The 11,694-nt window shown below is 60.4% G+C and carries 10 protein-coding genes and 4 tRNA genes; 6 read left to right on the forward strand and 8 right to left on the reverse strand.

Annotated elements, in window-relative coordinates; genetic code table 11:
* Nucleotides 1–41 precede the first annotated feature (41 nt).
* The 5 genes from JKA62_RS28555 to JKA62_RS28575 all read left to right on the forward strand — a co-directional run bounded on the left by JKA62_RS28555 (nucleotide 42) and on the right by JKA62_RS28575 (nucleotide 3,397).
* Nucleotides 42–668, forward strand: a complete 627-nt coding sequence (locus tag JKA62_RS28555; RefSeq protein ID WP_007959580.1) for a DUF1780 domain-containing protein — start codon at nucleotides 42–44, stop codon at nucleotides 666–668.
* Entirely contained in the window at nucleotides 665–1,192 is a 528-nt protein-coding gene (locus JKA62_RS28560; RefSeq protein ID WP_011335986.1) for an MOSC domain-containing protein, read from the forward strand. The genes JKA62_RS28555 and JKA62_RS28560 overlap by 4 nt, the downstream gene beginning before the upstream one ends.
* A gap of 51 nt (nucleotides 1,193–1,243) precedes the next feature.
* On the forward strand, nucleotides 1,244–1,417 hold the full coding sequence (locus tag JKA62_RS28565; protein WP_003228304.1) for a DUF3094 family protein: 174 nt from the start codon (nucleotides 1,244–1,246) through the stop codon (nucleotides 1,415–1,417).
* A gap of 63 nt (nucleotides 1,418–1,480) precedes the next feature.
* Nucleotides 1,481–2,779, forward strand: coding sequence for an NAD(P)/FAD-dependent oxidoreductase (locus tag JKA62_RS28570; protein ID WP_011335987.1), 1,299 nt, complete (start codon nucleotides 1,481–1,483; stop codon nucleotides 2,777–2,779).
* A 210-nt stretch (nucleotides 2,780–2,989) separates the two neighbouring features.
* Entirely contained in the window at nucleotides 2,990–3,397 is a 408-nt protein-coding gene (locus JKA62_RS28575) for an HvfA family oxazolone/thioamide-modified RiPP metallophore (protein ID WP_007959573.1), read from the forward strand.
* Between the two features lie 73 nt (nucleotides 3,398–3,470).
* On the opposite strand, the gene JKA62_RS28580 is transcribed toward JKA62_RS28575, so the two are convergent.
* From JKA62_RS28580 to rluD, 8 genes are all read right to left on the reverse strand, one after another.
* Nucleotides 3,471–5,096 (reverse strand): methyl-accepting chemotaxis protein, encoded by a 1,626-nt coding sequence (locus tag JKA62_RS28580; RefSeq protein WP_201820511.1) that lies wholly within the window; start codon nucleotides 5,094–5,096, stop codon nucleotides 3,471–3,473.
* A 160-nt stretch (nucleotides 5,097–5,256) separates the two neighbouring features.
* Nucleotides 5,257–5,333, reverse strand: a tRNA-Pro gene (locus tag JKA62_RS28585).
* A 97-nt stretch (nucleotides 5,334–5,430) separates the two neighbouring features.
* Nucleotides 5,431–5,506: transfer RNA gene (locus JKA62_RS28590), tRNA-Lys, on the reverse strand.
* A 5-nt stretch (nucleotides 5,507–5,511) separates the two neighbouring features.
* Nucleotides 5,512–5,588 (reverse strand) — tRNA-Pro (locus JKA62_RS28595).
* Nucleotides 5,589–5,597: 9 nt separating this feature from the next.
* A tRNA-Asn gene (locus JKA62_RS28600) sits at nucleotides 5,598–5,673 on the reverse strand.
* Nucleotides 5,674–5,971: 298 nt separating this feature from the next.
* Nucleotides 5,972–8,536 carry an ATP-dependent chaperone ClpB gene (clpB, locus tag JKA62_RS28605; protein WP_201820514.1) on the reverse strand — a complete coding sequence of 855 codons (2,565 nt, stop codon included), beginning with the start codon at nucleotides 8,534–8,536 and terminating at the stop codon, nucleotides 5,972–5,974.
* Between the two features lie 130 nt (nucleotides 8,537–8,666).
* Nucleotides 8,667–9,389, reverse strand: a complete 723-nt coding sequence (gene pgeF / locus JKA62_RS28610; RefSeq protein ID WP_011335990.1) for a peptidoglycan editing factor PgeF — start codon at nucleotides 9,387–9,389, stop codon at nucleotides 8,667–8,669.
* Nucleotides 9,386–10,348: a 23S rRNA pseudouridine(1911/1915/1917) synthase RluD gene (gene rluD / locus JKA62_RS28615; protein WP_011335991.1), complete on the reverse strand. Its 963-nt coding sequence runs from the start codon at nucleotides 10,346–10,348 to the stop codon at nucleotides 9,386–9,388. Before rluD ends, pgeF begins: the two co-directional genes overlap by 4 nt.
* Before the next feature lie 152 nt (nucleotides 10,349–10,500).
* Between rluD and JKA62_RS28620 the strand changes: the two genes are divergently transcribed.
* Entirely contained in the window at nucleotides 10,501–11,517 is a 1,017-nt protein-coding gene (locus JKA62_RS28620; protein WP_007959566.1) for an outer membrane protein assembly factor BamD, read from the forward strand.
* The last annotated feature ends 177 nt before the right edge of the window (nucleotides 11,518–11,694 follow it).

The raw sequence follows: 11,694 nt of genomic DNA on the forward strand, positions 1-11,694 counted from the left end.
ACGCTTTCTGCTTGTCGCAATTGAACGCTAAGCTTGGGCCTATGGATGACTCAGATTATTTACGCCTGCTGACCATCGCGGCCGAGCAAGCCAACGCCTTTCTGTCCAATGCCCGCAAATGGGAGCGTGAGCGTTGGGTCTGCCAGCGCCTGCTGCAAGGCTTGAACATTCCTTATCGCGCCGACGAATTCGCCCCGGCCGGTGAGCCGCCGGACGTGCTGTTTCGCGACGCCAATTTCGAGGTGTTTTTCGTCCTCGACGAAGGTCGTCGGCTGAACGACGAATGGCGCGATGAGCTGCAACGTCGGCGCAGTGCGTTTTCCCTCAGCCAACTGGTGCGGCGTGAAGCCAAGCCGCGGCGGATTCCGGCCAATGAATTTCTGCTGAGACTGGCGCCGACCTTGCGCAAGAAAGCGCACAACTACAAGGAACGCGGCATGGATCTCGGCGAGCTGGACATCATTGCCTTCGCCAGCCTCAAGCGCGAAGTGCTCGACCTCAATAGCCACTTTCCGCCGCCCACCGAATACCTGCGTCAGGGCTGGCGCTCGTTGTCGCTGGTCGGGCCGACCTTTGCACGGGTGCTGTTCGCCCATCCCGACGCGCCGGACTTCCTGCGCGGCAATCTGGGGCGCAGTATCGTGTTCGATGTAGGGATCAGCCTGTGACGCCACTTCAACAATTGATCGCCGATGTTCCGCAGACCGGAAGCGTGCGCTGGATTGGCGTGCGCCCCGAATCACGGGGGCCGATGCTCGCGCTCGACGCCGTGGAAGCGCGGCTGGAAGCCGGGCTCACCGGCGACCACGCGCGGACCGGTGTGCGCAATGCGCGGCAGGTGACGCTGATTCAGTGGGAACATCTGGCCGTGATCAGCGGCCTGATGGGCCGGTCGGCCGAACAACCGGTCACGCCTGAAGATCTGCGGCGCAATCTCGTTATAAGCGGGATCAACCTGTTCAGCCTCAAGGGGCGGCGCTTTCGCATTGGTCAGGCAATTTTCGAAACCACAGGCTGGTGCCAGCCGTGTGCGCGTCTGCAAAACAACCTTGGCCCCGGAACGTTCCAGGCCGTGCGCGGGCATGGCGGAATCACCGCGCGAGTGTTACAAAGCGGGATCATTCGCCTCGGGGACAGTGTGTCTGTCGAACCGGTCCCGGACAGTGGCTATGCTGCGTTCAATCCCGGTTGAAAACCGCTGTAGCGTGTTCTCATTCAGTAACGTCTACCTGACGAGGCCTTTATGACCAGCCGCCTGAACCCCGAAGACCAGAAGCATGTCGAAGAGTACCTGCAGTTGTCCCAACACCGTGTCGAGCGCCGGCCATTCCGGCCGTGGATGCTCCTGGTGCTGGTGCTGGCAGTGACCATTGGTCTGGGCCTGTTGAGCCGTTTAATCAGTTACCTGACGCTATGAGCTGCATCGCGCTCGCTCGGGTAGCTGCACCGATTTCCTTTCAAAACCTTGCGAGCTATCCCTATGTCCCATCGTATTGTCATTGTCGGCGGCGGCGCCGGCGGTCTGGAGTTGGCTACCCGTCTGGGTAAGACCCTGGGCAAACGCGGCACCGCCAGCATCATGCTGGTCGACGCGAACCTCACGCACATCTGGAAACCGCTGCTGCACGAAGTGGCCGCCGGATCGCTGAACTCCTCCGAAGACGAACTCAACTATGTCGCCCAGGCCAAATGGAACCACTTCGAGTTTCAGCTGGGGCGCATGAGCGGGCTCGATCGTGAGCAGAAGAAGATCCAGCTGGCCGCCACCTACGACGAAAACGGCGTTGAGCTGGTGCCGGCGCGAGAAGTGCCCTATGACTCGCTGGTGATCGCGGTCGGCAGCACCACCAACGACTTCGGCACCCAAGGCGCCGCGCAACACTGCCTGTTCCTCGACACCCGCAAGCAGGCCGAGCGTTTCCACCAGCAACTGCTCAATCACTATCTGCGCGCTCACGCCGGGCAGACCGATGCGGTCCAGCAGATCAGCGTGGCCATCGTCGGCGCCGGCGCCACGGGCGTCGAACTGGCGGCAGAACTGCACAACGCCGCTCATGAGCTGGCCGCCTACGGTCTGGACCGGATCAAACCGGAAAACATGCACATCACCCTGATCGAAGCCGGGCCACGGGTGCTGCCAGCACTGCCTGAACGTATCAGCGGGCCGGTGCACAAGACTCTGGAGAAACTCGGGGTCAACGTGATGACCAACGCTTCGGTCAGCCAGGTCACCGCTGACAGCCTGATCACCGCCGATGGCAACGAGATCAAGGCCAGCCTGAAAGTCTGGGCCGCCGGGATCCGCGCGCCAGCGTTCCTCAAGGACATCGACGGGCTGGAAACCAACCGCATCAACCAGTTGCAAGTGCTGCCGACGCTGCAAACCACCCGCGATGAAAATATTTTCGCCTTCGGTGACTGCGCCGCCTGCCCGCAACCGGGCTCCGATCGCAACGTTCCACCACGGGCCCAGGCTGCGCACCAACAGGCGTCGCTGCTGGCCAAATCGCTGAAACTGCGGATCGAAGGCAAAACCTTGCCGGAGTACAAGTACACCGACTACGGCTCGCTGATTTCGCTGTCGCGTTTTTCGGCTGTGGGTAACTTGATGGGTAACCTGACCGGCAGCGTGATGCTCGAAGGCTGGCTGGCGCGGATGTTTTACGTGTCGCTGTACCGCATGCACCAGATGGCGCTGTACGGGCCGTTCCGCACGGCGATGCTGATGCTCGGCAGCAAGATCGGACGCGGCACCGAGCCGCGCCTGAAGCTGCACTGATGTAAAAACACCGTGGGGGCGGGCTCGCCCTCACGGTGTTTTGTTTTCTACTGTATCTGCCCCAGCTTTCCCCACCTTCGCTTACAAACGCCCCGCTCCTCGACACAGACGCGATACACCGCCAAAGCTTAATGGCCACACCCGAGCACACCTGCTCCGGCTTGATCGCCCTTAACGTGTGGTTGCGCTGTGCAACCGAAGGAGAATGCAATGTCCCGTACTTCGAAAATCGGCAAAAACTCCCTTGGCCTGGTCGGTGCCGTACTGGCTGGCGGCCTGATGCTGTCCGGCTCGGTATTCGCCGCGCAACCGCTGGCCCAGGGCTACATGGTCGCTTCGGCCGAGACCTCGGTGAAAACCCCGGAAGGCAAATGCGGTGAAGGCAAATGCGGCGATGCGTCGATGGCCAAGACCGACACCGATGGCGACGGCAAGGTTTCGCGCGCCGAGTTTCTGAAAGTTGCTCCGAAGTCCGACTTCGACAAGATCGACACCAACCACGACGGTTTCATCGACGAGCAAGAGGCGTACAACAACGTCAAAGCCAACTTCGAAGCCAACGGCAAGAAAATGCCCAAAGGTCTGTTCGAACACCTGAAAGACCAGGACGGTGCCTGATTTCTCAGCCTGCCCGATAAAACAAAGCCGCGCTTTCTCTGACGAGAAGCGCGGCTTTTTCACGCCTGCACGATTACAGCTGGAAGCGTCGCACCATGCCTTGCAGGGCGTTGGCCAGTTGCGACAGTTCATGGCTCGACGCGTTGGTTTGATCGGCACCCGCCGCCGAGCGCACCGACAGATCGCGTATGTTCACCAGATTGCGATCCACTTCCCGCGCCACCTGCGCCTGTTCTTCGGCGGCGCTGGCGATCACCAGATTGCGCTCGTGGATTTCGTTTACCGAGGCCGTGATCGTCTGCAACGCTTCACCGGCCCGCTCCGCCAGCACCAGCGTAGTGGCCGCCCGCGAGGCACTGGCCTGCATCGACTCCAGCGCCAGGCTCGAACCGTTGCGCATGCCCTGCACCATCTGCTCGATTTCCTGGGTCGATTGCTGAGTGCGATAAGCCAGCGCCCGGACTTCATCGGCGACCACCGCAAACCCGCGTCCGCTCTCCCCGGCCCGCGCGGCTTCGATGGCGGCGTTGAGCGCCAGCAGGTTGGTCTGTTCGGCGATCGCCCGGATCACATCCAGCACTTTGCCGATGTCTTGCGACTGATTGGCCAGCGATTGCACCAACTCACCAGTGTGCTCGACTTCACTGGCCAGGGCGTTGATGGCGCCAGCAGTTTCACTGACCCGCTCCTGGCCCAACTGCGCCGACTCGCTGGACTGGCGGGTGGCGTCGGACGTCGACACCGCATTGCGAGCGACTTCCTCCACCGCTGTGGTCATCTCGTTGACCGCGGTGGCGGCTTGTTCGATTTCGTTGTTCTGCTGCTGCAGCCCTTGCGTGCTGTCGTGGGTCACCGCGCTCAGTTCGTCGGAAGCGGTCGCCAGTTGCGTGGCCGAGCCACTGATGCCCTGCAGGGTTTCGCGCAGGTTCTGCTGCATGGTCGCCAACGCCTTGAGCAGACGGCTGACCTCATCGTTGCCGTGAGTTTCGATCGGACGGGTCAGATCGCCTCTGGCGACGTGCTCAGCGGCGTCGACGGCGGCGCTCAGGGGGCGGACGATGCTGCGGGTCAGCAACATGGCCAAGGCGACGGTGGCCAGCGCCGCCAAAGCAATGAACAAGCTCACGATAGTGCGCGAGGTTTCGTAGTGGGCGGCAGAGTTCTGGCTTTCAGCGGCGACCTGACGGGCGAACAGGTCTGCCAGGTCATTGAGTTGTTTACCGGAGCCGTCGACCACGGTTTTCATGTCGACCAGCAGCAGCTTGGTCAGCTCATCGCGCTTGCCTTGCTCGGCGAGAGTGAATGACTGAGCGATCCCGGTACGGTAGGCGGCGAAGGTTTTCTTGAACTGATCGTACAACTGCTGACCTTCCGGGGTCGTCACCAGCCGGTCGTAAGCGGCGATTTTCTCGCTCAGTTCCTTGTCGCGGGTGTCCATCTGGCTCCGGTACGTGGCGATGTTGGCCGGATCCTGATCCAGCGCCATGCGCAGGGAGATGGTGCGAATGCGCAGCATGATCTCGCGAATCTCGTCACCGCCGCGAATGCTCGGCAGCCATTGCGTCTCCACTGCCACTTCGCTGTCGCGGATGCTCGACATCTGCCCCAGCGCAAACACCCCCAGCAATGCCACCAGCACCGCGATCAGGGCGAAGCCCAAGGCGGCACGGGGAGCAATATTCAACTGACGAAGCAACATGACGAACGCCCTTTTTCTTGTATTGGCAGAATTCAGGGGCGCTTGATGCGGCAGGCCCCTTTCGTTAGCGGGCTATCGGCAAGTTGTATGACGACTTGAATGAAACATTTCCGCAGGGCAAAAAAAATCCCCGTATCTTTCGATACGAGGATTTTTAATATGGTCGGGGTAGGGGGATTCGAACTCCCGACATCCTGCTCCCAAAGCAGGCGCGCTACCGGACTGCGCTATACCCCGGTAAAAAAAAGGCGACCTTTCAAAGATCGCCTTCTTCGATCAGCGCTTTTGGCCTCTGATCTTAAGATTCGATCCCAGTGTTACCTGGTTTCAAAAATGGTGGGTCGTGTGGGATTCGAACCTACGACCAATTGGTTAAAAGCCAACTGCTCTACCAACTGAGCTAACGACCCAAAAATGGTCGGGGTAAGGGGATTCGAACTCCTGACATCCTGCTCCCAAAGCAGGCGCGCTACCGGACTGCGCTATACCCCGGTTTGAAATTGGCTCCGTGACCAGGACTCGAACCTGGGACCCAATGATTAACAGTCATTTGCTCTACCGACTGAGCTATCACGGAACTACATATTTCAATTTACAACGGTGAAACTTGCAGCTTCTCGACATCGTTTTCGCATCGCTGCGTTCGTGTGTCTGAGGCGCGCTATTCTACAACCTAGAACACCTCTGTCAACCCCCTAAATTGCTTTCAAGTTAATGATTTGCAACTTATTTCAGATTTCTGCTCAGTGAGCTGAAACCGTGTTGGTGACTGACTGCGGGGCGCACTTTACAAGCCTTTTCCTTTGAGTTCAACAGCCTGGCGAAAAAAAAGGCCTCGCAGTGCGAGGCCTTCCTTACTTCACCACCGGCAGGTGTCAGTTGAACGTGATCTCGTCGTTCTCCACCACACCGGTTGCGGTCTCGCCCGGCATGAAGCGTCCCGACAGGATCAACTGCGCCAACGGGTTCTCGATCCAGCGCTGGATCGCCCGCTTCAGCGGCCGTGCGCCATAGACCGGGTCGTAACCGACGGCAATCAGCTTGTCCATCGCCTCAGGGCTCAGTTCCAGCTTCAGCTCGCGCTCGGCCAGACGGTTGCGCAAACGGCCCAGCTGGATCTCGGTGATGCCCGCGATCTGATCCCGCGCCAATGGCTCGAAGATCACCACTTCGTCAACGCGGTTGATGAACTCCGGACGGAAGTGGGTGGAAATCGCATCCATCACCGCTGCCCGTTGTGCTTCACGATCACCGACCAGTTCCTGGATCTGCATCGAACCGAGATTGGAGGTCATGACGATCACGGTATTGCGGAAGTCCACCGTGCGGCCATGGCTGTCGGTCAGACGACCATCCTCCAGCACTTGCAGCAGGATGTTGAACACGTCCGGATGCGCCTTCTCGACTTCGTCCAGCAGGATCACCGAGTAAGGCTTGCGCCGTACCGCTTCGGTCAGGTAGCCACCCTCTTCGTAGCCGACGTAGCCCGGTGGTGCCCCGATCAACCGTGCCACGGAATGTTTCTCCATGAACTCGGACATGTCGATTCGCACCATCGCCTCTTCCGTATCGAAGAGGAATTCGGCCAGCGCCTTGCACAGCTCGGTTTTACCGACACCGGTCGGGCCGAGGAACATGAACGAGCCGCTCGGGCGGTTCGGGTCGGACAACCCGGCACGGGAACGCCGCACCGCGTTGGCTACTGCCACCACCGCTTCGTCCTGGCCGATCACGCGTTGATGCAACAGGCTTTCCATCTTCATCAGCTTGTCGCGTTCGCCTTCGAGCATTTTCGACACCGGAATACCGGTCCACTTCGAAACGACTTCGGCGATTTCCTCTTCGGTCACCTTGCTGCGCAGCAACTGGTTTTCGCTCTTGCCGTGCTGGTCGACCATTTGCAGGCTGCGTTCCAGATCCGGGATCACCCCATACTGCAACTCGGCCATGCGGTTCAGGTCGCCTTTACGGCGCGCGGCTTCCAGCTCCTGACGGGACTGTTCGATCTTCTGCTGAATCTGTGCAGAACCCTGCACCTCGGCTTTTTCCGAGTTCCAGATTTCCTCCAGATCCGAATACTCCCGCTCGTGGCGGACGATTTCTTCCTGGAGTTTTTCCAGGCGCTTGATCGCCGCTTCGTCGCTTTCTTTCTTCAGGGCCTGGGATTCGACTTTCAGTTGAATCAGGCGCCGCTCCAGACGATCCAGCACTTCCGGCTTGGAGTCGATCTCCATGCGGATGCGGCTGGCCGCTTCGTCGATCAGGTCGATCGCCTTGTCCGGCAGCTGCCGGTCAGTGATGTAGCGATGGCTGAGCTTGGCCGCCGCGATGATCGCGCCGTCGGTGATCGCCACCTTGTGGTGAACCTCGTAACGCTCCTTGAGGCCACGCAGGATCGCGATGGTGTCCTCTTCGCTCGGCTCGTCCACCAGCACTTTCTGGAAGCGTCGCTCGAGGGCCGCGTCCTTCTCTATATATTGGCGGTACTCGTTGAGCGTGGTCGCGCCGACGCAATGCAGCTCACCACGGGCCAGGGCCGGTTTAAGCATGTTGCCGGCGTCCATCGAGCCTTCGCCCTTGCCGGCGCCGACCATGGTGTGCAGTTCGTCGATGAACAGAATGATCTGCCCTTCCTGCTTCGACAGCTCGTTGAGCAGCGCTTTCAGGCGCTCTTCAAACTCGCCGCGATACTTGGCACCGGCAATCAGCGCCCCCATATCGAGGGACAGCAGACGCTTGCCGCGCAGGCCGTCCGGCACTTCACCATTGATGATGCGCTGGGCCAGACCTTCGGCAATCGCGGTTTTACCCACGCCAGGCTCGCCGATCAGCACCGGGTTGTTCTTGGTACGGCGTTGCAGCACCTGAATGGTGCGACGGATCTCGTCGTCACGGCCGATCACCGGGTCAAGCTTGCCTTCTTCGGCGCGTTTGGTCAGGTCGACGGTGTACTTATCCAGTGCCTGACGCGACTCTTCGTGGTTGGCGTCGTTGACCGCCTCGCCACCGCGCAGGTTGTTGATTGCATTTTCCAGAGCCTTTTTGCTCACGCCCTGGCCGAGCAGCAACTTCCCGAGCTTGCTGTTCTCGTCCATCGCGGCGAGCAGCACCAGCTCGCTGGAAATGAACTGATCGCCCTTCTGCTGGGCCAGACGATCGGCCTGGTTGAGCAGACGCGCCAGATCCTGCGACATGTTGACGTCGCCGGTCGGATTCTGGATTTTCGGTAATTGATCGAGCTCTTTGGTCAGCTCTTTACGCAAGCTGTTGACGTCGAAGCCCACCTGCATCAACAGGGGTTTGATCGAACCACCCTGCTGTTCAAGCATGGCCTGCATCAAATGCGCCGGCTCGATGGCAGGATGATCGTGGCCAACAGCCAGGGATTGGGCATCGGACAACGCCAACTGCAATTTGCTGGTTAAACGGTCTATACGCATGGGTCACCTTCCTTTTGAGCAGGCCGGACCTAAAAAACCATCCTGAATAAAGAAACCTGCCAGATACCGCTATAGATGCGGTCGATTCTGGAAGATTCAAGCGTCAGGGAGTTGATGCAGATCAGAGAGTTTAGCGGGTAAGCCAGACTAAAGAGGCGAAGCGACCAGTGCGAGGCGCACGGCGATAGGAAAAGAAGCGCGGATCGGTCACTGTACAGAAACCGCCACCATAAACAGCGGTGACACCGCAGACCGCCAGACGCAGCCGCGCCAGCTTATAGATGTCGGCCATGAACTTGCCGGCGTTGTGGCTCGGGACAAAGGCTGTCTCGGCCTCGGGCAATTGATTGATGAAGACTTCCCGGACTTCCGGACCGACTTCGAAGGCTTGCGGGCCGATGGCCGGGCCGAGCCAGACCAGAACGTCTTCGGCGGGCACATCCAGACTGTCGAGGGTGGCTTCCAGCACGCCGGCCGCCAATCCACGCCAACCGGCATGAGCCGCTGCCACGCGAGTACCGGCACGGTCGCAGAACAGTGCCGGCAGACAATCGGCGGTCATCGCTGCACAAGCGATACCGGGTGTTGCCGTCCAACTGGCATCCGCCGTGGCCACCACGGACGGATCAGCATGCGCCACGGCAATCCCGTGCACTTGCTGCAGCCAGGCAGGCTTTATAGAGAAGTGTTCGGTCAGACGCCGACGGTTTTCGGCAACAGCCTCCGGGCGGTCATCGACATGATCGCCCAGGTTGAGGCTGTCGAACGGCGCCTCGCTGACGCCGCCCCCGCGGGTGGTGACACAGGCCTTGACGCTGGCCGGCGCGGGCCAGTCCGGCGTCAGCCAGTTCATCCGACGAATGCCTCGCGATCCTGCTTGAGCAGGGTCAGCAGCCACACCAGATCTTCCGGCAGCGGCGATTCCCAGCTCATGCGCTCACCGGTGGTCGGGTGATCCAGCTCAAGGAACCGCGCATGCAGGGCCTGACGGGGGAAGTGCTTGAGGGATTCGACCATGGTCTGGCTCGCGGCCGGGGGAATGCGGAAACGACCGCCGTATGCCGGGTCGCCGACCAACGGGAAGTTGATGTGCGCCATGTGCACGCGAATCTGGTGGGTACGACCGGTTTCCAGCTTCACCCGAACGTGGGTGTGGGAACGGAAACGCTCCAGCACGCGGTAGTGGCTGACGGCAGGCTTGCCGCCTTCCATCACCGCCATGCGCTGGCGCTGCTGGCCGTGGCGGCCGATCGGGGCGTTGATCTTGCCGCCGGCGGTCACCACGCCGATCACGATGCACTCGTAGATCCGGCTGACGCTACGGCTCTGCAGCTGGGCGACCAGCTTGGTCTGCGCCTGAATGGTCTTGGCCACCACCATCAGACCGGTGGTGTCCTTGTCCAGACGATGCACGATACCGGCGCGCGGGACATTGATGATGTCCGGCACGTGGTGCAGCAAGGCGTTGAGCAAGGTGCCATCAGCGTGACCGGCAGCCGGGTGCACCACCAGACCCGCAGGCTTGTTGATCACCAGAATGTCGTCGTCTTCATAGACGATGTCGAGTTCGATGTCCTGAGCGACCCATTCACCCTGGGCCTCCTGCTCGGCAGTGAGCTCAAGGATGGCACCGCCATGAACAATGTCGCGCGGGCGGATGACCGCCCCGTCCACAGTCAGGCGACCTTCTTTGATCCAGGCGGAAAGGCGCGAGCGCGAGTGCTCGGCGAAGAGTTGGGCGGCGACTTGATCGAGGCGTTGGCCGCCCAATTCGGACGGCACCTCTGCGCGAAGTTCAATTTTATCGGACATGCTCGGACTGGGCGTCGGCTACAGCCTTTGGTTTCGGCTGCGCGCTTGTGGTTAAATACGGCGTCTTTTGCCCCGGGGCTTTTCAACGGGGCGCTCATCATAACAGGACGGCCCCGCCCAAGACAGCGGCCGTCATAGGGACGCAAGCCGCCATGCAAGTGAAACACCTGCTGCTGATCGCCATCCTCGCATTGACCGCTGCTTGCTCATCGAAGGAAGTCGTAGACGAAAACCTGAGTGAAGCCGAGCTGTACCAGCAGGCTCAACAGGACCTGGACAACAACAGCTACACCAGCGCCACAGCCAAGCTGAAGGCTCTGGAGTCGCGTTACCCGTTCGGTCGCTATGCCGATCAGGCGCAGCTGGAACTGATCTATGCCAACTACAAGAACGCCGAGCCGGAAGCTGCAAAATCCGCTGCCGAGCGTTTCATTCGTCTGCACCCGCAGCACCCGAACGTCGATTACGCCTACTACCTGAAGGGCCTGACCTCGTTCGACCAAGACGTCGGCCTGCTGGCGCGCTTCCTGCCGCTGGACATGACCAAGCGTGACCCGGGTGCCGCCCGCGACTCCTACAATGAGTTCGCCCAGCTGACCAGCCGCTACCCGAACAGCCGCTACGCGCCGGACGCCAAGCAGCGCATGATCTATCTGCGCAACCTGCTGGCCGCCTACGAAATCCACGTGGCCGACTACTACCTGACCCGTCAGGCCTATGTCGCCGCTGCCAACCGTGGTCGTTATGTAGTGGAAAACTTCCAGGAAACCCCATCGGTCGGTGACGGCCTGGCGGTGATGACCGAAGCCTACCAGCGCCTGCATCTGGACGAACTGGCGGCCACCAGCCTGGAAACCCTGAAGCTCAACTACCCGAATCACCCGAGCCTGCAGGACGGTCAGTTCGTGCCTCGCGTTGCCGAAGCCGACAACCGTTCATTCCTGAGCAAGGCCACTCTGGGCCTGATCGAATCCCGTCCGCCGCTGCCGCCGGGAGAGACCCGCGCCAACCAGGACGTGCAGAAGCAGTTCCAGGACGCGAAAGACGCGATCCCGAACGAGCTCAAGCCGAAAGACGAAAACGGCGACGTGATCGAAGAGCCGGAACCAGAGTCGAGCGACAGCGACCGTTCCATCTTCAGTTACATGACCTTCGGTCTGTTCGACTGATCACTTCGGTGATGCCAAAAAGGGAGATCTTCGGATCTCCCTTTTTATTGCCGCTGTCTCGTCCTGAATAAGGTTTACACCTTCTGACCCATTCTCAGGAGGGAGTAATGAATACAGGAAAAAGGCGCAGTCAGCGTGATTACACGCGGACCTTTAAATTGTCGGTCGTCGATCAGG

The sequence above is a fragment of the Pseudomonas sp. B7 genome (assembly GCF_016735645.1).
In the GTDB taxonomy this organism is placed as follows: Bacteria; Pseudomonadota; Gammaproteobacteria; order Pseudomonadales; family Pseudomonadaceae; genus Aquipseudomonas; species Aquipseudomonas glycinae.

Excerpts from the sequence above, each read along its gene's own strand:
- pgeF (WP_011335990.1), bottom strand. The coding sequence starts at position 9,389 with ATGAACTGGCTGACGCCGGACTGGCCCGCGCCGGCCAGCGTCAAGGCC.
- rluD (WP_011335991.1), bottom strand. The coding sequence starts at position 10,348 with ATGTCCGATAAAATTGAACTTCGCGCAGAGGTGCCGTCCGAATTGGGC.
- clpB (WP_201820514.1), bottom strand. The coding sequence starts at position 8,536 with ATGCGTATAGACCGTTTAACCAGCAAATTGCAGTTGGCGTTGTCCGAT.
- JKA62_RS28580 (WP_201820511.1), bottom strand. The coding sequence starts at position 5,096 with ATGTTGCTTCGTCAGTTGAATATTGCTCCCCGTGCCGCCTTGGGCTTC.
- JKA62_RS28620 (WP_007959566.1), top strand. The coding sequence starts at position 10,501 with ATGCAAGTGAAACACCTGCTGCTGATCGCCATCCTCGCATTGACCGCT.
- JKA62_RS28575 (WP_007959573.1), top strand. The coding sequence starts at position 2,990 with ATGTCCCGTACTTCGAAAATCGGCAAAAACTCCCTTGGCCTGGTCGGT.
- JKA62_RS28555 (WP_007959580.1), top strand. The coding sequence starts at position 42 with ATGGATGACTCAGATTATTTACGCCTGCTGACCATCGCGGCCGAGCAA.
- JKA62_RS28565 (WP_003228304.1), top strand. The coding sequence starts at position 1,244 with ATGACCAGCCGCCTGAACCCCGAAGACCAGAAGCATGTCGAAGAGTAC.
- JKA62_RS28570 (WP_011335987.1), top strand. The coding sequence starts at position 1,481 with ATGTCCCATCGTATTGTCATTGTCGGCGGCGGCGCCGGCGGTCTGGAG.